The organism is Paenibacillus mesophilus (assembly GCF_005938385.1).
In the GTDB taxonomy this organism is placed as follows: Bacteria; Bacillota; Bacilli; order Paenibacillales; family NBRC-103111; genus Paenibacillus_AB; species Paenibacillus_AB mesophilus.
This window is the reverse complement of record NZ_VCRA01000008.1, coordinates 210393-232721: the sequence shown is the minus strand read 5'-3', so window position 1 is coordinate 232721 and position 22329 is coordinate 210393. Positions and strand designations below refer to the sequence as shown.

The 22329-nt window shown below is 52.8% G+C and carries 15 protein-coding genes; 12 read left to right on the top strand and 3 right to left on the bottom strand.

All coding sequences use genetic code 11. From position 1 onward, the window contains the following. Positions 1-8 precede the first annotated feature (8 nt). The 4 genes from FE783_RS16890 to FE783_RS16875 all read left to right on the top strand — a co-directional run bounded on the left by FE783_RS16890 (position 9) and on the right by FE783_RS16875 (position 10418). A complete protein-coding gene (locus FE783_RS16890) occupies positions 9-4652 on the top strand; it encodes a hypothetical protein (protein ID WP_138880554.1) in 4644 nt (1547 codons plus the stop codon). Positions 4653-4804: 152 nt separating this feature from the next. Then, positions 4805-5563, top strand: coding sequence for a cyclase family protein (locus tag FE783_RS16885; RefSeq protein WP_138880553.1), 759 nt, complete (start codon positions 4805-4807; stop codon positions 5561-5563). Between the two features lie 336 nt (positions 5564-5899). Further along, the gene (locus FE783_RS16880) at positions 5900-8047 is read left to right on the top strand and encodes a bifunctional diguanylate cyclase/phosphodiesterase (protein WP_138880552.1); all 2148 of its coding nucleotides are present in this window, start codon (positions 5900-5902) and stop codon (positions 8045-8047) included. 67 nt (positions 8048-8114) lie between these two features. Then, the gene (locus FE783_RS16875; protein ID WP_138880551.1) at positions 8115-10418 is read left to right on the top strand and encodes an EAL domain-containing protein; all 2304 of its coding nucleotides are present in this window, start codon (positions 8115-8117) and stop codon (positions 10416-10418) included. 113 nt (positions 10419-10531) lie between these two features. Here the strand turns inward: FE783_RS16875 and FE783_RS16870 are convergent, their stop codons facing one another. Continuing rightward, positions 10532-11353 carry an AraC family transcriptional regulator gene (locus FE783_RS16870; protein WP_138880550.1) on the bottom strand — a complete coding sequence of 274 codons (822 nt, stop codon included), beginning with the start codon at positions 11351-11353 and terminating at the stop codon, positions 10532-10534. Between the two features lie 113 nt (positions 11354-11466). On the opposite strand from FE783_RS16870, the gene FE783_RS16865 reads away from it, so the two are divergent. From FE783_RS16865 to FE783_RS16845, 6 genes are all read left to right on the top strand, one after another. Next, a complete protein-coding gene (locus tag FE783_RS16865; protein WP_138880549.1) occupies positions 11467-12372 on the top strand; it encodes an aldo/keto reductase in 906 nt (301 codons plus the stop codon). Positions 12373-12384: 12 nt separating this feature from the next. Then, complete coding sequence (locus tag FE783_RS37605; RefSeq protein ID WP_158301864.1) at positions 12385-14340, top strand: DUF8034 domain-containing protein; 1956 nt, start codon at positions 12385-12387, stop codon at positions 14338-14340. After that, complete coding sequence (locus FE783_RS16860) at positions 14331-15164, top strand: amidohydrolase family protein (RefSeq protein WP_158301863.1); 834 nt, start codon at positions 14331-14333, stop codon at positions 15162-15164. Before FE783_RS37605 ends, FE783_RS16860 begins: the two co-directional genes overlap by 10 nt. Beyond that, positions 15161-15808 carry a hypothetical protein gene (locus FE783_RS16855; protein WP_138880547.1) on the top strand — a complete coding sequence of 216 codons (648 nt, stop codon included), beginning with the start codon at positions 15161-15163 and terminating at the stop codon, positions 15806-15808. The genes FE783_RS16860 and FE783_RS16855 overlap by 4 nt, the downstream gene beginning before the upstream one ends. A 177-nt stretch (positions 15809-15985) precedes the next feature. Continuing rightward, complete coding sequence (locus FE783_RS16850; RefSeq protein ID WP_138880546.1) at positions 15986-16468, top strand: DUF2975 domain-containing protein; 483 nt, start codon at positions 15986-15988, stop codon at positions 16466-16468. 10 nt (positions 16469-16478) lie between these two features. Further along, positions 16479-16700 carry a helix-turn-helix domain-containing protein gene (locus FE783_RS16845; protein ID WP_138880545.1) on the top strand — a complete coding sequence of 74 codons (222 nt, stop codon included), beginning with the start codon at positions 16479-16481 and terminating at the stop codon, positions 16698-16700. A gap of 109 nt (positions 16701-16809) precedes the next feature. Here the strand turns inward: FE783_RS16845 and FE783_RS16840 are convergent, their stop codons facing one another. Further along, positions 16810-17544: a YheC/YheD family protein gene (locus FE783_RS16840; protein ID WP_138880544.1), complete on the bottom strand. Its 735-nt coding sequence runs from the start codon at positions 17542-17544 to the stop codon at positions 16810-16812. Between the two features lie 135 nt (positions 17545-17679). Here FE783_RS16840 and FE783_RS16835 point away from each other — a divergent pair, with 135 nt between their 5' ends. Together FE783_RS16835 and FE783_RS16830 are read left to right on the top strand one after the other, a co-directional pair. Continuing rightward, positions 17680-18672 carry a CapA family protein gene (locus tag FE783_RS16835; RefSeq protein ID WP_138880543.1) on the top strand — a complete coding sequence of 331 codons (993 nt, stop codon included), beginning with the start codon at positions 17680-17682 and terminating at the stop codon, positions 18670-18672. A 209-nt stretch (positions 18673-18881) separates the two neighbouring features. After that, positions 18882-19730 carry a GNAT family N-acetyltransferase gene (locus tag FE783_RS16830; protein ID WP_138880542.1) on the top strand — a complete coding sequence of 283 codons (849 nt, stop codon included), beginning with the start codon at positions 18882-18884 and terminating at the stop codon, positions 19728-19730. A gap of 114 nt (positions 19731-19844) precedes the next feature. Here FE783_RS16830 and FE783_RS16825 read toward each other — a convergent pair whose 3' ends face one another. Then, positions 19845-22190 carry a helix-turn-helix domain-containing protein gene (locus tag FE783_RS16825; RefSeq protein ID WP_138880541.1) on the bottom strand — a complete coding sequence of 782 codons (2346 nt, stop codon included), beginning with the start codon at positions 22188-22190 and terminating at the stop codon, positions 19845-19847. Between the last annotated feature and the right edge of the window lie 139 nt (positions 22191-22329).

Below are 22329 nucleotides of genomic sequence, written 5' to 3'. Positions count from 1 at the left end.
TGGAATCCATGGACGCACTGAAAAAAATCGAGAAAGCCGCTTCCCGATTGCTTCTTTCCATTGTTGTCGCAAGCGCCGCCGCTATGCCTGCATTTGTGGCCGATCAAGCCCATGCCGCTTCCGATGTGGTGCCCAGGATGTTTTCCGTGCCGGAAGACATCGGCACTATGGTTACGGCCCCTGCCGTGCTCGACAGTTCATATGGTATCGAGGACGGGAAGCGGGTTATGTATACGACCGTTACGGGCAATCCGAATGTTGCGGACAACCCGGCCTATTTTAACGTAGTCGATTTGGATAACTACAGCCTGATCCGGTCTTTGCCCCTTTCCGGAGGAGGTCAATCCTGGGGTCATGCGGTAGATGCACAAGGTCAAGTTTATATTGCGTCCGCAAGCTACTTGTACCGGTACTCGCCGGTGACCAAATCGGTAACGAAATTGGGAACTTCGCAGGGTGCTTCCACCTTGTACGGGCTTGCCGTTGATGACAAGGGCGCCGTTTACGGAGGAACTTACCCGACCGGGACGGTCTTCAAGTATGATCCTGCAACGAATCAAATCACGGATTACGGCAGGATCGCGGCCAACAAGGAGTACGTTCGCGCTATCGCCTACCATAACGGATATGTATACGCAGGGACCGGGGCGGTCGGCGAACTGTACAAGCTGAATCCCGCCGACGGCAGCAAAACGCGCATTCCATTCCCGGACAGTGCGGGCTTTACTCCCGGCAACGAGCCGACTGTATATGCGATGAACGTCGTTCGCGATTTTTTGTTCGTGCATATGAGCTCGACACCGAACAAGATGTTGATCTATGACCTTGCCGCAGGCCAGTGGCTCCCTGATGCAGTGGACAATTATCGAGGCATGTACGTCTCGCCGGAGATGAACGGCAAAACGTACTACTTGGCCGATGGCAGATATTACGCGTTTGATCTGGACAGCCGGATATCGACGCCTACCGATGTGTTGTTCGGTTCTTATTTCCGCAAAGGAACGTGGATAGAAGTGAAAGGAGATCCCGAACTTCCGGGAATGTCATTGGCAACGATTTTATATAACGGCGCGGTAGCGATATCGAATTTCACAACCAATGTGGTGAAGTCGTGGATGCCGGTCGTGCCCGGTACGCCGGTTTCCATCCAGTCGCTCGAATTCGGGCCGGACGGGCTTCTATACAGCACCGGCTATCAGGGAACCTATGGCGCCCGCTACAATATTGCAACCGGCAATAAAGAGATGTTCAGCATGGGGCAAGCTGAGGGGATGATCGCTTACGGCAACAAAATGATATTCGGCGAATATCCGTCGGCCCATATGCACGAGCTCGACACGACGATGCCGCTCGAACGCAATGCGAATCCGAAAAAAATTCATGAAATCGGATATGGGCAAGACCGTCCGTTTGCACTCGCAACGGGAGACAACAAGCTTTTTACGGGAACGATCCCGAAGCTCGGCGAGCTCGGAGGCGCGATATCCATATACGACGGCACCGAATGGGAAACGTACCGCAACGTTGTGGAAAACCAAAGCATTATGGGGCTTGCTTACCGAAACGGCAAACTTTATGGCTCCACTACGGTGTGGGGCGGCCTCGGAATCGAGCCAACCGCTGCAGAAGCGAAAATATTCATTTGGGACGTAGCCGCCAAAAGGAAGATTGCCGAATTTGTTCCGGCTATTCAGCAAGCCGGCGGTATGAAGCCAAAATCGATCGGAGGCCTGTCCTTCGGTCCTGACGGTCTTCTCTGGGGCGCGGCATACGGTACGATTTTCGCGATGAATCCCGATACTTACGAAATCGTCAAGCAAAAAGAAATAACGGCGACGGATTGGGTGTTCGATCATAATTGGGTCCCGGTCAAGCTGCGCTGGGACGCAGAAGGCATCCTGTATACGACGCTTGGCGGTCAAATCGTTGCGGTAGATCCGTCCACGATGGCCTTCGCAAAAATACCCGGAACGAAAACAAATTTAATGACGCTCGGTCCGGATGGAAATTTATATTACAACGAAGCGTCCGTGCTGAAAAAGATTTCCGTAACGAAGGAGCTTCCTCCGGTATATGCGGATGTCGAGGTTCCCGTCGTAAACGGCGGATTTGAGCAGGTGAATGGAGACGGTACGATTCCTGGGTGGCAAAGCTTCGGCTTCGGCACGGGGCAAGCCGGAATTTCGGTATCGCAGGAGCAAGCGAAGGAAGGGCAGAACAGTCTGTTAATCGCGGACACTTCAACGACCGCCGAGACCGGGGTGATCTCCGATCCGTTCCCGGTCACGCCGGGTGTGGAATATACGGGGAAGACGAATATTTATTTGAACGGCGGACGAACGATCTTCTCCATGAAATATTATGATGCGGCAGGCAAGGAAATCAAGGTAACGCCTGCGCCGGCCAACTATTTCTCGTCTCCGGTAAAGCAATGGGCGAATGCGGAGTTCAGCTCGATTGCGCCGCAAGGCGCGGTTTCCGGCAAGCTTGTGTTATTTTGCTCGCAATCGTGGGTAGGTACCGCTTTCTTCGATCATGTCAAAATGTATAAGAAGATCGCGGTGGAAACGCCGCCGCAAGGTCCAGTTGCGCAGGAGCTTGAAGTAACGAATGCGGGCTTCGAGCAGCCGCTTCAAGCAAACGGCGCCATTGCGGGGTGGGCGATTCGCAACCCCGCAACGCTCGAAGGCAAAGATGCAGTGATCGAGCTTTCGTCGCAAACGGTGAAGAGCGGCAGCCAAAGCATGCGGCTGTACGATAACGATACCGCTTTGGAAGTGGCGGTCGATTCCGATTTGATCCCTATTGTCGGGGGAAGAACGTATACGGTGGCGATGGACGTAAATCGCACCGGCTATCCTCCCGGGCGTTCCTCCAATCGTCCGATTGTGCAAGTTCGTTATCATGACGCCGCAGGCAAGGAGATGGCGGTTGTACCGGGCGTTACGATGAGCAAGGAAGTGACGACGGCGCTGAATCAATGGGGCTCCGTGTCTCTAACGACTCCGGCCCCGACCGGCGCGAAATTCATCCGCTTGACTATAATCGGCGCCAAAACTTATGTTGCTTCCGTATTTACGGATAATATCTCGTTGACGACGACCGTCGATGCGGAGGAGCGCTCTGTGATTATCCTTCGGCGGGAACCGTTGACGAACGTAAACGCGGGAACGGATGTCACATTTGATGTAACGGCAACGAACGGTTCGACGATTATTGTGAAGGAAGGGGAACGGACGGTTGCCCAAGCGGCCGGAATGGGAGAGGCGACGCCGTTAACGGTGACGATTCCGGCTCCCGCGGCAGGAACCCACGATTATTCGGTATATGCCTATGTGTCAGGGCTGGGCAAAAGCTCAGTTGTTTCATTGCCGGCCGTTACGGTGAAACCTGATCTTGCAGGTCCGTCCATTACGATTGGCGGAGTGACCGAGGGCGGCGATTACACGGACTCGGTTTCGCCAACCGTCGCGGTTGTGGATTCAGGCAGCGGCGTGAAGCAATTCTCCATCAAGCTGAATGGAGAAACGTGGGCTTCCGGCAAGCCGATAACCGCATCGGGAGCACACACGCTATCGGTAACGGCTGAAGACAAGGCGGGCAACACGGCAGCGAAAGACGTACATTTCAGCGTGTACGGCAGCACAACGCTTACCGTGGACAACGCGGCAGGGGTATACAGCGATGCGGCGGAACTGAAAGCATCGCTGACGGATCGAAACGGCAGTCCGATTGCCGGCGAATCGGTTGCGTTCCAGGTGAACGGTCAGCCGGTTGGCGCAGCTTTGACGGATGCGCAAGGGAAAGCTGCGGTTCCTTACGCCGTAGCGATTAGCGTCACGGATGCAACGTACGGGCAGAACGGCATTACTGCCGACTATGCGCAAAACAGCGCCAAATTTCTGCGCGGCGCGAGCGGCGAGGCACAATTGGCGGTAAGCAAGGAAAAGGCGGCTGTCGCTTACGCGGGCGATCGTACGTCTGACGAAGGGAACGCTCTGCTTCTGGCGGCGCAGGTGCGGCAGGAGGAGGACGGAAGCCCGGGCAAACTTGAAGGACTACCGGTCCGTTTCGTGATCCATGCGATCGGAACGGACGGTTCCAGAACGCGGATAGAGGCGCCTGGCTTGCAGGAAACGCACTCTACCGACAATCGGGGCCAAGCCTTCGTCAGGGTGACGCTTCCTGCCGGATTGTACGATATTCAAACGAGGCTTCTGGAGAACGGCTATTATACGGCATCGTCGGAAAGCTCCGACTTGGCGGTGCGCAGTGGCGCTCAAGGGGAAGTGCGTGCGGCAGGATTTATTCGGCTCCCGGCCGACAGTTTGTTAGGACGGGCCGGCGATAAACTGCACGTTGACGTGAAGCAGGGCGGCGATCAGAAACAATGGCACATGCGTGTTGAGCCGAAAGGTATAGATTGGAACATTACCTCGGTTGAATGGGTTGTCGTTTCCGGCAACAGCGTCTACCTGCAGGGCAAGACTTTGCTGAATGGGGCGGTTTATACGGTGCGTCTGATGGCAGGCGAAGCCTCCGGACACGGGGCGCTGTCGATTCGGATATGGAACGGAAGCGATTCAACCGTTCAACCTGTAGAGATATTACATGCGGACTTTACGGGTGATATCAAAGTGAAAAGCAAGTAGCCGTAACGGGAGAAAGATTACAGGATGTTAGCAGCAAATAGGATCTCATTGTCGCCGCGATAATCGCGGCGTTTTTTTTGCCCAAAAAACGATAAATGGTGCAATATGGTATAATGGGCTTGAATCGGGAGAAGAGGGAGAGGAGTACTGGAATGAAGATGATCGACTTGAGCGTTACGATTAGTCCGCGCATCCGCGAGCCGTTGCCGGCAAAGATCGATTACGCGTCCCATGAAGACGGAGCGCTGCAGGCGGCTGCCGCACTTGGCCTCAAACCGGACGACTTTCCGGAAAGCAAGGCTTGGGCAACGGAAACGGTAACGCTTAATACGCACGCGGGGACTCATATTGATGCGCCGTGGCACTACTGGCCGACTTCGGAAGGAGAACGGGCAAGAACCATTGACGAGCTGCCGCTCGAATGGTTTTATTCGGACGGCGTCGTGCTTGATTTCAGCGCGAAGCCGCCGGGTTATGAGATTACGACAGATGACCTGATCGCCGAGCTGAAACGGATCGGGTATACGCTGAAACCTTTCGATATCGTACTTATTCGAAGCGATGCGGATAAACGGCTATATCACGAGCATTATGCTTTCTTGCACGCCGGTGTTTCGGCAGAAGCAACGATTTGGCTGCTGGACCAAGGCATCAAAGTTGTCGGAACCGACGGCTGGGGTTGGGATATTCCGCTGAACCTTCAGGCGGAATCGTATAAAAAGCAGCCGCGTGAGGGCGTCTTGTGGTCCGCGCATTATGTCGGCAAAGACCGGGAATATTGCCAGATCGAGAAACTGGCCAATTTGGACAAAATTCCGAAGCCGTTCGGTTTCAAAGTTTGCTGCTTCCCGATCAAAGTGGAAAAGGCGAGTGCCGGCTGGACCCGTCCGATCGCCATCGTAGAGGAATAAGGCTACGACCCGCGCCAAATCTCGTTTTTACGGTCTCTTTCACCAGCCTCCGGAATTCCCCATCAGCGAGACGCCCTTACTCATTTTGATGTTAAGGAGTCCGATGTGAATATCGCCTTAAGCAAGTAGCAGCTTTAAAACAGCCTTCCGACATGCCGCGGAAGGCTGTTTCCGTTATTCGAACCGAGACGGTTTTTCATAAATTACGGGAATGGCTCGATGGAATAATCCCCTGTGTGACAAAGCTCACAGTTATCAAAAAGGGTATACTAGTACAATTGAACTATATTACATAGTTGTAGGAGTGCTTGACCATTTCAAAAGGGTGTGTTTCCCGTGAAATCATTGGTAAAAACGGAGCCATTCGAAGAGCTGAGTGTCGACGAGAAACGAACCCTATACGTTATCTTTTCCGGATTGCTCTGTATGGTGGCCATTACCGTGTTCTACGAGCCGATTTATAGGGTGTACAAACCGGAATACTTTGTCGTTATGCACACGATATTTGAAGTACTAAGCATAATCGTATCCTTCTCGATGGCGCTCCAAGGGTGGCTGGTCCTTCCCCACATGCTTTCCAGGCGAAGGCTGATGATTTCCTGTCTGTTCCTGATGATCGGTACTACCGATCTCATGCATGCGTTCACGTACGAAGGAATGGGGGCTTTTTCCAATGTACAGCTTGCCACCTGGCTCTGGATCATGGCCAGAACGTTGGAAGCTTTAGGCCTGCTATTCGTTTATGCGGTCCCGGACAATACACTCTCCGCGAATCGGAGAGCGATCGGATTCGGAATCTCCTTCATCGGCCTGGTGCTGCTCCTTACCTTTACTTTTTATTTCCGGGACAGCTTGCCCGTCTTGATTACGGCAGAACAAGGTCCGAACGTTTTCAAAAAGGGTCTGGAATACGGGCTCTGCTTCATCCGGATTCTGGTGATCGCACTTCTCTTCCGCAAGTATTCGATCGAAAAACAAGTTTCGTACTTGTCCATCATTAACGGCCTCGTTATATTGCTGTTCGGCGGATTTATTTTTACGCTGTATAAGGATGTTAGTGATATTTATAACCTTTTCGGACACTTGTATAAAATTGTCGGCTATTTTTACCTTCTGAAAGGAATCTATATGGCCGGGATTGAGGAGCCTTTCCTCAAAAGCCAAAAAGTGGAGGAGAAATTGTTCAAAGCCGCTTATTTCGATGATGTAACCGGACTTCCCAATCGGAAATACTTTCAGGAAAAGCTGGAGTCGGTTGTACATAACGCCGGAACCGGATCGACCGGCAAGGCCGTCATTCTGCTCGATATCGACCGTTTTAAAATTTATAACGATTCTTTGGGACATGCTTTCGGAGATATCATACTTGCGAATATCGCTAGCCGATTGCGTACGAATTGTTTAACAAACGTACTGATCGCGAGGATGGGTGGGGACGAATTCGCGTTTCTGTTGTCCGGCACAACGGATGCTGACGAGGTTGCGCAATATGCGGAAAACCTGATTCGGGAATTCGGAGCGCCTTTCCTGATCGATGGCAGGGGATATTCGATAAGTGCCAGTGCGGGAATATCGGAATTCGACGATCGATTTTGCACCGCCGGCACGATTTTGAAGCAGGCCGAAATCGCCATGTATCGCGCGAAGAAAAACAGAAGCGGATTTCTTTTCTACTCCCCGCAAATGAACGATGATAGTCCCTCCAAGCTCATGATGGAGAGCGATTTGCGCATGGCGCTTGAGCGCAATCAGTTTTCGGTATATTATCAACCGAAATTCCATATCGGTTCGAAAAAATTGATCGGTCTGGAAGCTCTTATTCGCTGGCAGCATCCGGTAAAAGGGCTCGTTTTGCCAGGGGCGTTCATTTCGACGGCGGAAGAAACCGGGTTGATTATCCCCATCGGCGAATGGGTTATGTTTGAAGCATGCAGACAGCTTAAAGCGTGGCAGGAAGCAGGGCTGTCCGATGCGACAATATCCGTCAATTTATCGCCGCTGCAATTTTATCAGGCAAACCTTGTTGCAAAAATAGAGCGTGTTGTTAGAACAACCGGGATCGATCCCCGTTGTCTTGAACTCGAAATCACCGAAGGTTTGATGATGGAAGAGGTGTATGCAAAGGATAAGTTGAACCAGCTTCGCGGAATGGGTATACAGATCAGCATCGACGATTTTGGAACGGGATACAGCTCGCTAAGTTATTTAAAGCGTATACCTGTCGACCGTCTGAAAATCGACCGTTCGTTTATTAAGGAAATTCATATCGATTCTATCGATACAGCCGTAGTTACGGCAATTATGGAGTTGGCCCGCCTTCTCAATCTGAAAGTGATAGCCGAAGGTGTTGAAACGAAGGAGCAGGTCGATTTCCTGATCGAAGCCCAATGCGATGAGGTGCAAGGTTACTATTTCAGCCCGCCTCTTGTGCCGGCAGAGTTTGAGAAACAATATGTGCTCCGAAGAACAGCAGATAAACGCTGAATTGCAGGCTTGGGATGCAAAGAGTCCTGATCGCCAACCTCCAATCCAAGACAGGTGATGCACAACCATGAAATCGATACGACAATCGGCCTTCCATCGAATGTCCGCGTATAAACTCACGTTTGCTTATCTATTGATCGGTGCGATATGGATCACCATTTTCGATTTGATCATCGCCGGCAATCGTTCAGATAAGACGGGGCAATTGACCGTAGAGCTCTTTAAAGATTTTGCGTTCCTGTCCATCTCATACGTTATGTTAATGATTACGATCTATGGGTACGAGAAAAAACAGGCAAATGTACGGCTGGAAAGACGCAAAGCGGAAGAAGTGTTGAATCTATACGGCAGAGTTTTCTATTCCGCGTCAGAAGGGATTATGATCACGGATCATAACGGACTCATTCAATACGTCAACCCCGCCTTTACCGGGATTACCGGATATGAGGCACACGAAATTATCGGCCGAAACCCGAATATGTTGAAGTCGGGCGTTCAAGGGACCGATTTTTATGACGGCATGTGGGCATCCATTCATGATTTCGGCAGCTGGTATGGGGAGGTTTGGAACAAGCGAAAAGACGGAACCGTCTACCCCCAATGGATGACCATTACGGCGGTTAGGGATGAACACGGCGAAATCACCAACTATGTCGGTATTTGTTCGGACGTGTCCGTTCTGAAGCAGGCGGAAGACGAACTGCGGCTTCATGCCAAAGTATTTGAAAACGCCAGCGAGGGGATCATCATCACCGATACGAAAGGCGAGATCATATCGGTGAATCCGGCCTTTTCCGAGTCAACGGGGTATGTCCGGGAAGAGGCGCTCGGCAAGACGCCGAAAATGCTGCATTCCGGTAAACAGGATGCCGACTTTTATATCAATATGTGGGCGTCGATTCACGCAACGGGGGGCTGGCAGGGCGAAATATGGAACCGGAAGAAAAACGGCGAATTGTTTCTCGAATGGCTGAGCATAAATGCGGTTCGCGACGATAAAGGGCAAATTACGCACTACATCGGCATTTTCTACGATATTACGGAGCGTAAACAGTCTGAGGAACATCTGAAATATCTCGCGCACTATGATGTGCTTACCGCTTTGCCGAATCGAACGTTGTTCCACGACAGGCTTCAACAGGCGATTCTATTAGCCGCACGTCAAGAGACGCGCGTCGCACTGCTGTTTATTGATCTGGACCGTTTCAAGCCGATTAACGATACGTTGGGTCATGCCATAGGAGATCAGCTTCTGCAGCAGGTAGCGAAGCGATTAAAATCTTGCGTCCGAAAAAGCGATACCGTCGCCCGTCTCGGAGGAGACGAATTTACCGTCATTCTCCCCCGATTGAGAAACGAGTCGGATGTTTCCATCGTAGCGCAAAACATCATCGACGCCTTGGCTGTACCGTTCCGGATCGGCGATCACGAAGTATTCATCACAACGAGCATCGGGATCGGGATATACCCTTTCGACAGTACGGACGCGGATTCTTTGATCAAACATGCGGATTGGGCGATGTATCGCGCCAAGTCGACACGCAACAGCTATAAATTGTATTCCGAGGAGATGTTCCAGCCCGTTACGAGAAGGATGCAGCTGGAAAGCGGCTTGCGCAGGGCGATCGAAAAGGGGGAGCTTTCCGTACGTTACCAGCCGCAAGCAGATGCCCAATCGGGTGCTCTCGCTGGAATCGAGGCGCTGTTGCGCTGGCATTATCCGGAATTGGGGGACATTCCCCCTTCCGAGTTCATTCCGATCGCCGAGGAAACCGGTCTAATTTCCGAAATCGGCGAGTGGGTCATACGAACCGTATGCAGGCAAAACAAAACATGGCAAGACAACGGGTATATGCCCGTAAAAGTTTCCGTCAATTTGTCGGCCCGGCAAATCCAACAGGAGCATCTGGTGGAGAAAGTAAAAGAAATTCTCGATGAAACCGGATTGGACCCGAAGTACCTCTGTTTCGAAATTACGGAGAGCATCAGCTTGCATAACATCGAGTTTATTTTGCAAGTACTGGGCGAGCTCCATGCGTTGGGAGTCGAAGTAGCCATCGACGATTTCGGAACGGGGCATTCGTCATTGAGCTATTTAATAAAATATCCGCTCCACGTTCTGAAAGTGGATAAAAGCTTCGTCCGCGGGGTCGATACAGAGCCGGTAAACCGATCGCTTGTCAAAGCGATCATTGATATGGCTCACGGCTTAAAGCTCAAGGTCGTCGCAGAGGGAGTGGAAACGCAAGAACAGTTGGAAGTACTGCAAAGCTTGGAGTGTGATTATATCCAGGGCTATCTGTTCAGTCATCCGCTTTCTTCCGAAGATTTTGAGAAGTTTTTACGCGCAGAAACGCACAAGAAAAGATAGATAAAGAAAATGAAAACAGGCTGTCTTGCCGGAAATGCATAATCCGGCGAGGCGGCCTGTTTTGTTGGGGCAAAAATGACGTACATTTCATGGATGATATGCCCTCATCGCCATCATTCGCGGTTCTCCAGTTTGGCCCTCTCTCTGTAAGCGGAAGGGGAAAGGCCTATTATTCGTTTGAAAATTCTTGAAAAGAGAAGAGGGTCCTGGTACCCGACAGAGCGTGCGATTTCGGCGATTCCAAGCAGCTGTCCGCGGAGAAGGCGGCAAGCTTTCCTCATCCGAACATCGGTCAAATACCGATAAGGAGACATGGACAGACGCTGCCGGAAGAGCCGGCATACGTATTTGGTGTCAAGCCCGATATGGGCCGAAATGTCCGCAAGCCCGATTGGATCGGCGTAACGGGCGTTGATGAAGGAGACGGCTTTCCTCACGTGAAGGCCGACGTCGTGGCGTAGCGGTGGCGTATCGTCCGGGACGGCCAACGTGCCGAAGATCCGGTACAGCAGCCCGGTGAGCAGGAGCTCTTTGGCGGGTTCTTCACGCAGGGCGAGCAAATCGTGAAACAGCGGAGCGACGGACACGGCCGGATCGGGAGACCGGACGGGAGCAGGTCCGGTGAACCCGGCCTGTTTGCCGAGTCGGGCCGCCATCGTACCCGCGAAGCCGAACCACGAATAGTGCCAAGGCTCGTCCGGATCGGGCCAATACGCATGGACGGTGTCCGGCACGACGAGGAACAGCCCGCCGGGTCCGACCGGCTCCCGGCTGCCCCCCGCCGAATAAGTGCCGTAACCGCTGTGGATGTAATGAAGAATGTACATATCCCGTACCGCCGGACCAAACTTCATAGCCGGGGTACAAACCTGCGTACCAACCTCGAGCACCGTGAGATCGGTCAGTCCGATCGGTTTCGTAAAAATAAACTCCATCCGATTCGCGCCGCCTTTCCATCATGTAGAGAAGATATGCTATAAGATGAAGAACTCTGACTATTTCATTATAAGGGAGGATCTATACAATCTACAGTAGGAGGGATCATGAAATGGAATACACTACATTTGGCCGAACCGGCCTTCGCGTGTCGAAGCTCGGTCTTGGCGGCGCACCGCTGGCTGGAGTTTTCGGACCGACCGATGAGCGTGAAGTCGAGAAGATGATCCATGAGGCGATCGACGGCGGCATCAATATAATCGACACGGCTCCCCGTTATGGCCGAGGTGAATCGGAACGACGGATCGGCCGCGCGCTGCGTGGAGGGAAACGCAATCAAGTTATTCTGGCCTCGAAAGCGGTGGGACCCGATGAATCGTTTCGTTATGAGGAGACGATCCGGTCCGTTGAACAAAGTCTCGAGCGGCTAGAAACCGACTGGATCGATCTCATGCAAATCCACGATGCCGAGCAGGTGCCGTACGAGACGATCGTGGGCGAGACGCTTCCGGCGCTCGAGAAGCTGCGGGAGGACGGTAAGATCCGTTATATCGGCGTCTCGACCCGGGTCCTTCCGCTCCTGATGCGCTTCGTCAGGCTGAACCGGTTCGACAGCATCCAGTTTTATGCGCGGTACATGCTGATCGACCATACGGCCAAGGACGAGCTGCTTCCACTGGCGGCGGAGGCGGGGATCGGCGTCATCAATGGCAGCGTGCTCGGACTCGGGCTGCTCGCCGACACGCCGGCACCGTTTCTGAACCGGACTATCGTGGAGGAAGCGGCGGAGCGTATCGAGCAGCTGCGCTTTTTGCGCAAGCGGGAGCCGCACGGTCTTGTCGAGCCGGCTATGCGCTTCAGCCTGGCGCAGCCGGCCGTTCACGTTACGCTTACTGGTGCGGCGACTCGGGAAGTACTCCGCACGAACATGACATACTGCGACGGGAAGGGACTGGAACCGGAGGAGCTGGATCGGGTGTACGCCCTGTTCCAAGGCAAGAAGCTGTTCAAAGAATAGGAGGAGCCCATCGTGAAGGAGCAGGGAAACGAACTGCCGCTGATCGAAGCGACAGAACGAATGGTGCCCCCGGCGTGGGCATTGAGGGAGCAATGGCTGATCACAAGCTTGAATCAGGCGGCGAAGGAGTTCGTCGAGCGTTATACTCAGCCGGACGGCAGTCTGATCTGGCAGAAGGAATGGCCGGGGATGGACGGCTCGGACGACCCGTATGAAGGGTTCATGAACCTGGCACTGCTTTACGTGTTAGGAGGAAGCCCGGAGTTGCACGACGTGTCGCGAAAAATATGGGAAGCCATCACATGGCAATGGACGGAGTACGGACAAATTCATAAAGAATTCGACGCCTACTACGATTGGATGCATCACGGGGAAGGATATTTATTCTTGTACTTCTTGGGGCTTGCCGGACCGGCAACATTGAAGGATCGGCAGCGGTCGGTTCGCTTCGCCCGCATGTATACGGGAGACGATCCGGATGCCCGGAACTACGATAAAGCACTTCGGCTGATCCGGTCGCCTCTGAACGGGAGCAGGGGGCCACGCTTTACCGTGTCGGAGGAGGATTGGAGCACGCATCGCGGCATCCTCGACCACTATCCGGCTCCTTACGAGGACATTCCGGGCGTAGATTATGCGAGCGGTAAGTGCTCCTGGTCGGACGACGAGGTGTATCGGCAGCTGATCGCGACGATGAACGAGCGGATGAACCGCGGAGACGTTCCTTTGAATCTGAACGCCAGCGGCTTGATCGCACACGCCTACATGCATACGGGCGAGGAGACGTTCCGCGAATGGGTGACCGATTATCTCGCCGCCTGGGAGGAGAGAACCCTTCTTAACGGCGGGATTATCCCTGACAATATCGGTCTGACGGGCAAGATCGGCGAATATAACGACGGCAAATGGTGGGGCGGGTACTACGGCTGGAGGTGGCCGCACGGCTTCATGACGATCATCGAGCCGCTGACGAACGCGTGCATGAACGCCGTTTTGCTGACGGGGGACATGAACCGCCTGGCGCTGGCCCGTTCCCAGCTCGACGCGAACTGGGAGCTGCGCCGGGAGGAGAACGGACAAGTACTCGTTCCGAACAAGCATGGGGATCGCGGCTGGAGCGATTGGCGCAAACCGCTGCTCAAGTATCCGATCTATCTATGGACGATGTCGATGGCGGATGAAGATTTGCGGCGGATCGAGCGGATTCCGAAGGATCACGACTGGAATGAAGTCATCGTGCCGGTCGTATCGGGGAGGGATGGCCGAACCGGAAGGGAGACGAAGCACTATATCGGCAACACGGAGCCTTGGTTCCAGTACATTCGCGGCCGCAATCCGGATTATCCGGAAACCATATTGGCCGCCAATATGGAGCTTGTCGGCCGGCAGCTGGAACGGATGCGCTCGGACGAGGGCGATCCGCGCAATTGGAGCAGCGGCTTCCATGACGGAAACTTTTCAAGCATTCATATTTGGCAGGAAATGTGCCCGCTATACTTCGAGGCCCTTGTGCAGTTGACGCTGGGCGGGCCAATGCACATCTCGCACGGCGGCTTGCAGCATGCGCGGGTGCGCTACTTTGACGCGCAGGAGCGACGCCCGGGTCTTCCTGCGGGGGTTTCGGCACTCGTAGAAGCGCTGGCGGCCGATAGCGCAACGCTTCAGCTCTGCAATACGAGCCTGTTCGACGAACGGGAGATCGTCATCCAGGCGGGGACGTTTGGCGAGCACCGGTTCATGTCAGCGCAGCGGCTCGGTCTCGATAACCGTCCGCAAGAGACGTCCGTCGAGATCCGGGACAAGTGGCTGGCTGTCCGTCTGAAGCCCGGAGCGGGCATCCGGTTGAGGCTCGGCATGGAGCGGTATGTAAATGCGCCAAGCTACGACGGGCCGTGGGAGAACCGTTATTCCTCCGTTCCGCTGTTAAGCGGGCGGAGCAGGCAAGGGGGCGAAGCGCCGTGTACGTAGACAGCCACGTTCATTTCTGGCAGCCGGAGCGCGGCGATTATGGCTGGCTGAAGCAGGAGAACGCGCTGCTTTATCGGGATTACTTGCCGGAGCAGCTGCTTCCGGAGCTTCGAACGTACGGTGTCGAGGCGGTTGTCGCTGTCCAGGCCGCCCCTACGGCGGAGGAAGCGGCGTACCTGCTTGACCTGACGCGGAGCGGTCCGGTTGCTGCGGCTGTTAGCGGCGGGCTTGACCCATTCGCGGAGCGCTTCGCCGAGCAGCTCCAGTTGCTGCAAGCGCACTCCCGCTTCACCGGGGTCAGGATCAACGGCAGCGCCTTTCGCGGGGGACGGTCCGCGGACGACCGGAACAAGCTGCAGGCAGCGCTCGGCCGTTTGCTGCAAGCCGGGCTGACGCTGGACCTGCTCGTCCAACCTGATGATCTGATGGGCGTCGCATCGTACCTGGAGAAGTTGCCTGCGTTGAAGGCGGTCGTCAACCATCTCGGTTGTCCGGCCGTCCGAGAGCAGCGAATGGAGCCGTGGCGGACCGGCATGGTACATCTTTCCCGGCTTCCCGGCGTGGCGGTCAAGCTTTCCGGCATGATCACGATGGCCGGCGGATCCTTTCCGGTCCTTCTTCAGCCTTACATTGACCGGCTGATGCAGCTGTTCGGCTGCGACCGGCTTCTCTTCGGCAGCGATTGGCCGGTAGCCTTGCAGGCCGGCGGCTATGGAGACGTCATCGCCTTGTTCGAGGCGCTGCTGCCGAACGAGCAGACCGAAGAGGAGAAAGGAAAGATTCGTGCGGGCAACGCCCGGCGTTTCTACAGGATCGAATCATGATACAAAGACGGATGTATCGGGCGCAGTTGAAGGAAGGGACACGCGACGGCTTCGTCCGGTTGTTGGAGGATACCGGTACCCGCTGGGGGAGGGAGCTTCGGCGGCAGGGCATGCATGGCGGCTGTCTGTTCGAGAAAGAGGGCGGTTTATTTCTTTATCTCGAGACGGCTGGCGAAGAATTCGAATGGGAATGGCCCGATGGTTGCCACGAAATGCTGGAGATATGGCCGGGGCAGAAGAGCGGCGGCCGACTGGCGGTGCCCATGCTCGATATTTATCACGACGGGGAGGCTGAGCCGTCGAAATCCCGCAGCGGGCATACCGTCCGGGAGCGGATCGGCTCGCTGGCGCGGCTGAAGCCGGAGATGTACGGCAGCTACGTCTTTTATCATCACGCCAAGCAGGAGGAGACGCCGGAAAGCTTTAATCCGACCTATATGATCGGCGCGCACGAAAATATAATCTTTTCGTATCAGGAACAACCGGCGCCAAGGGGCGAAATCCGGGCGACTCGAAGAACGTGGCCGGCGCCCATCGCTCCGAACAACTGGCACGAAATCATGCAGCCGCATTTCATTCCCTGGTCGGAGGGAGAACGGGGACCCGTCCTGTGGGAGAGAATGAACATTCTTCTTGACTTCTAAAAGGAAAATAAGAAGGCCGGAATACTTCCTTCCAGGAGAGTAGACCGGCCTTCATTATTTGCGCCGCGGCGTTGAACGAAAACAATCATAATACAATGTATAACAATCAAAATATATTGTAAAACGATAAATGTTATGTTATATTCAAGCTGACAATAACGAAGTGAGGTGCACATTATGAAACGAGGAACAACGCTCTTTTTAAAGGTAGCTGTTATTCTTATTGGAATCCCGGTACTTGCTTTGTGCATATTTTTGGTGCCCGAGATCGCGAATTATGCAGCGGAATTGTATCCGGATCATACTTACTTGAAATATCTCATTTTTATCGATTTGTATGTATCGGCGATACCTTTTTACTTTGCTCTGTATCAAGCTTTTAAACTTTTATGCTATATTGACAAGAACAAAGCTTTCTCGGAATTATCCGTACGAGCTTTAAAAAATATAACATACTGTGCTGTCACAATCAGTGGCGTATATGTACTGGGCATGCCGCTTTTCTATCTCATGGCGGAGAGAGACGATGCCCCGGGTGTCATCCTAATCGGATTGGTCCTGATTTTTGCCTCCATGGTGATTGCCGTTTTTGCTGCCGTTCTCCAAAAGCTTTTAAAAGAAGCGATTGATATAAAATCAGAAAATGATTTGACGGTCTGAGGTGAATAACATGGCGATTATAATCCATATAGATGTCATGCTGGCGAAACGAAAAATGAGCGTAACGGAACTTTCCGAAAGGGTTGGAATCACAATGGCCAACCTTTCCATATTGAAAAATGGAAAGGCCAAAGCGATTCGAATTTCAACTTTAGAGGCGATTTGCAAAGCTTTGCAATGTCAGCCCGGAGATATTTTGGAATACAAAAGTGACGAAGACCCCAATCATTAAATGAACAAGTCGGATCGCCGCTTATCGGAAGAGGGACTATGGAGGAAGAGGCTGCCGATTCGGCAGCCTTTCTTTGCAATCAAGCCAAATGTCTTATAAGTTACCCCACTCATTTACGGGAAGCGGAAGTTTTATCGTATAGCTTCCGCAAACATTTCCAGCAAATTTTCTCCGGTCGCGTGTTCACTTCGATCAACCACGGTTTTAGTTTATCGTCCAATCCGACATCGATCCCGAATAATCGAATGCCTGCGTATTTAGGTTCCAATCGTTCGCATACGCGTCTTCCCAACTCGTTAAGCTTTCTCTTGATTTTCGTTTTCGTCCCTCGGTCGGTGTATGGATCGAGCAAATCTTCGATCGATACGGCAGTCCCGCCGCTGCGTATGTTCGTTACAATTTTTTTCGGGTGTGCGGCGCGGCCGACGAAACCTTTATTCAGCCAAATGTTGTTCCGTTGCTTGGTCATCATTAACCGCACGTCAAAAGGACGCTTTTTCCATTGGAGCAGATTGATCGCCTGCTGCACGAGATAATCCGGACGAACTAGGTTTTCCGTTACATATGCGTAAAGCTGATCGTTCGAATTTAGCTTCTTTTGGCGGCTCCCGCTATGCACGACGAAGGCGGGTTTCTTTCCTTCGGCGATGGAATGAACCCGCATTATTCCTATACCGAAAGCACCCACATTCGGCTTTAAGTAAACCTTCTTATACTTGGAGAGCATGCTGATCAGGTTTCGTTTGTTCAATTTCATCGTATCGGGAATGTGGCTCTTCAGCTTACCGTCCTTCTTGAGCTCCATATAATGATCCCATTTGATCCCTTTCGCCGGTTTATTCATAAATCAGTCTCCTCGCTAGGTATTCCAATATACTATATTCACCTATATGGAAACGGATTGTAGGCGATCGTCCAGGGAGCGAGCAAACGGTTTTGGCTTGAATAAGTTGAGCATAGGGAAGAAGGGAGAGACGCGATGAAAATAACGATTGCCGCCGTCGGAGATATTTTGATGAAGAGTGAAATCGTATCTTCGGCTAAACAGCAGAGCGCTTATAAGTTTGAACCCATTTTTGGCAAGGTCAAATCTTATTTATCCAAGCATGATGTAACGATCGGCAATTTGGAGACGACGTTCTCCGGTAAGAGGACGCTTGGGGTAGTCCGAAGATGTCCTACGGGCAATTGCCCGAATGAGCGACGCCATCCGCAAACCGGCCGTCCGGTTTTCAATTGTCCCGACGAGCTGGCTTCGGCTCTTAAACGTGTCGGATTTCGCTTGTTGACCACGGCAAACAATCATTGTATGGACGGCGGAGCAGCGGGATTAAAGCGAACATTAGCCGTCCTTGATAAGAACGGCTTGAAGCATACCGGAACGTTTCGTACATTCGAGGAGTCGAAGCGGGATTTAATATTAAATGTGAAAGGTGTCAAAATCGGATTTTTAAGCTATACATCGGGGACGAGCTCCATTCATGTACCGCAGCGGTGGATGGTCAATCGCATCGATCCGAACAAGATGGCAGCGGATATTCGTAGATTGAAAAACAAAACGGATTTTATTATCGCGTACTTGCATTTCGGAAAAGAGTATCGTTCGTCGCCCAACCCTAAACAAAAGCGGCTGATCCATTTTTTATTTAAACAAGGCGTCAATGCCGTTCTGGGCGCACATCCTCACGTGCTTCACCCGGTCAGCGTGAGTCAGGAGCGTGACATCCACGGTCAAATGAGGCGACGAGTCGCCGCATCGTCCTTAGGCAACTTTGTGTCGACGCGGTTGAGAAACGATATGAATACGGTACATGGAAAAATATTGATTCTGACCCTAAAGAAGCAAAAGGGAGGGGTAACCGACATAACCAAAGTGGAGCACAAACCTACAATTGTGAAGCGGACGGTTCTGAAGGAAAGGACATTCTATAGTGTGGTACCTGGTCGGCAAAGGAGCGGTAGCGGGTGGTGAACTCGGACGATTAACTACTCTATCCGACAATCGTTGAACGATACGGACTCGAATGCTAAACATCATTTGGCTGCCGGCAGTTTAGGCAGCCTTTCGCATAAGAGCAGGTCAGGATACATTATCATAAAATATTCTTTCCCTTCCTTTTTTAAGGCCGATTTGGTATCGTTGGTTGACCGTAGACCTGAAAAGGGAGGAATCGAAGGCTGATGAATATAGCAAGTATCCGTTACGAACCATTCAGCGAAAAAGATTATCATGCCGTCAAACAATTGTTAAGCCATGACGTCGAGGCGGGTGAAGACATTCTTCGGGTGCTTGCCGAATATCCGAAATTGTTTATTACGGCGTATATAGAGGATAAGCTTGTTGCTCTGGCCCAAATGAACGAGCCTGCACCTCAGTCCTATTTAACGGTGTTTGTCGCTCCGCAGTTTCGCAGGCAAGGAATCGGTTCTGCAGTGGTAAACTATGTTGAATCCGAATTGCGGGCGGGCGGAACCCAAAAAGTCAGGAGTTCCTTTCGAGCCGGTCATCCATCCTCTCAGGCGTTTGCGCGCAAGCTCGGTTATGACAAATACTTTTCATCGACATACATGCAGAGAACCGGCGATCCCTTTCCTCTGGAGGAGCTTCCGGTGAGGCCGTATACGGACGAAGACTATTTTGCCAGTCAGTCGTTCTATGCTGCTGCTTTTCATGAAATGCGCGTCCGTGTAGGGTGCTTTCCTGATTCCGTAATTGCAGAGCCCAGTGAAAAAGAACGAAGCATTTGGAAAGAGGGTGCGGAAAACCGTTTCGTCTACGTATTAAATGGGGAAATCGTCGCCTATAGCAACCTTCCCGGTAATGAAATCGGCAGTGTTTCCGTCCGTACGGACTTTCAGGGGCGCGGGATCGGAAGAAAGTTTGTTATGTATTTATGCAACGAGATCTATCGGCGTGGCCATGCGAACGTCAACCTTTGGTGTGTTGTCGGGAATTATGCCAGAAATCTGTATGACAGCCTTGGCTTTACCGAAAAGTATACGATGGAATTCATGCGGAAAACGCTTTAATTTCTGCCGTATTCCCTTGACAGGAACACATTGCATACAACGATTAGTTAAATGAAACAGCGACAGTCCAGGACTCTTTTATCTCGTCCGCGGCTGTCGCTGTTTCATTTTTCGTTATGACGTTCCCGGCTCGCTCCGTTTCCCTGCGGCGCTTTGCTCCGAAACCTGCAGCAGCCGGTATTGCCCCGGCGTATGCCCGGTACGCGACTTGAACAGCTTGTTGAAGTAACTGACATTGGAATAACCGATTTCCCGGCAAACGTCCTCGAGCGTATATTTCGGCTGCCGCAGCAGCTCGCAGGCCCGCCCGATCCGAAGATGGATCAAATAGTCGTTGATCGTCGTGCCTGTAGCTTCCTTGAAAATTCGGCTCAAAAAAGAGGTGCTTCGCTGCACGTGTCCGGCTACCGTTTCGATCGTAATATTGTTGTTGTAGTTTTTCTCCATGAATTCGATGGCGAGCTGCAGCGTCATGTCGTTCAGCTTCAGCCGCTTCTCCCGGTTATGGGCGATGATCCGGGCGCACAACTCCAGCAAGCGGGTCTCCATATCGCGTATCGTCTGGATGCCGGTCGGCGTGAATGGCCGCTCGCCGAATACGACGGACATATCCCCTCCGGTTTGGACCAGCGTCTTGACGATTTCTCCGCTTAACTGGAAGAAGAGCTGCTGCACATTGGCTTTCCCCAGCCTGCGGGCGGTTACTTCCCGCGTTATCCGGCTGATGATCTCCGCGCATTCCGCTTCGTCCAGCTGCAGCAGCGCCTGAAGCAGCTTTGTTTCCAGCTCGTACGGGTAATAGTACGTTTCCTCGTCCTGCTTCCAGCTGCTTACGATCGAATAGGGCACAATTTCTCCCTTGCCGACATACATCTTGAGGCTGAGCGCTTCAACCGATTCCTCGTAAGCGGACTGGACCGACTGTACGCCGGAGTGGATGCGACTAAGACCGATCGTCGCCGTTACTCCATAACGGCCCTCAATCGCCTGCTGTAGCCTCCTGGCCAGCTCGACCGGAACTTCTTCCTCGCCGGACGGTACAGTGAGGAGGATGACGGTTCGTTCATCGTCCCTGGCAAAGATTTCGCCGTCGATTTCGGGTTCGAGCTCTTCGATAACGCCGTACTGTAACAGGTGAAAGCGAAGCTTGCCGGTCGAATCTTGAAGCAGCGCCGGCTCCTCCAGCTCGAGAGTAAGGATGGCAAACGTTGCAAAATCCAGCTTTAGCCCAAGCAGCTCCGCTGCGTCCTTCTCGAGTCCGGTATTCTGCCGGGAAACCGCTTTACCTTTGACAAGATCGCTCAAATATTTCTCCTTGATCGCCGACCGATTCGCTCCGAGGAGCGTCTCCACCCGCGTCTTCTCGTTTAGAATCGCTTCCCGGCTGTGCCGGAGCCATTCGAACGATTGCCGGATGAAGCTCGCTTCGTCGGCGGGCGGCGGGGCGGATTCCGGGCTTGCCCCATCGCCGGAGGACGAACCGTTAATATATGCTACGACGTTTTTCAGAGGGCGATACAGCCGCTGCGAAATATAAAATGATAGGGCCAGAGCAGCCGTAACGTATAGAACGGAAACGGCCGCCACAAGTATTTTAATCCGGTCCAAGCCTTGGAGAAGCATCGATTGCTTGGTTACATTGACGAACTTCCAGCCGGTCAGCTCGGAGGTCGTATAGGTGACGATCCAATGGCGATCGAAAACATACGATCCGCTTCCCGCAGAAGTTAACGCTGTGGCGTCCAGCCGGGACGCCAGCTGCGTTGCATCGTCCGTCTCGCTATAGAGCAGCTCGCCGTGCGGCCCGAGTACAAGAGTCGTCCCCTTCTTGTTGCGGTAATGGCCGAGATAGTCCCTAAAAAGCAAGTCGAGCTTCAAATTCATGAGGATGGCGCCTTCGACCGGGCCGATGAGCGGCATTTTCTGCATCAGGCTGGTGGCCGGCTTCCCCTGCGCAAGTCCGTTCGGACGTCCGGTTAGCCATACCGTCCGGCTGCCGGATTCCTCGTTCATCTCGGGAAGCCAGGAGCGGTCGGCGAACGAAGACAAAGGGGACATTTTGATATCGGACCGGGAGGTCAGAACGAGATCCAGCTTGCCGTAGGCGAGATAGATCGAATCGACATACGGGCTCAGCTTCTGCTGCTCATCCACGACACGGGACAAGTCGATCAGCGAGCCGACGCTTATCTTATCGTTAATCGTGTTGAATAAATACGACTGAGTCATGACCATGCTCGAGGCGATATTTTTGACGGCGTTCAATTCTTTATGAATCAGTTCCCGCTGCTGCTCCAGGATCGATTGATTGTACCCGATCGAGTTCTGGATACTCGTATCGGCCGAAATCATATACGTCACCGTGGAAATCGAGATGACGGTGACAAGAACGATGACCGTCATGGACAGCAGCAATTTGACGAATAAAGACCGGTTTCGGATTGCTTGACGACCGATCATTCTGACCCTCCTTTGTTTCTGTTAGCGTTTTCATTTAGAAAGGAAACCATTTGAGCACACGCCAAAATTATAGCACAGATCGCAAAGACGGGAAGGCAAGGGGCGAAAAACATACAAAAAATCGAATAACATAACGGCC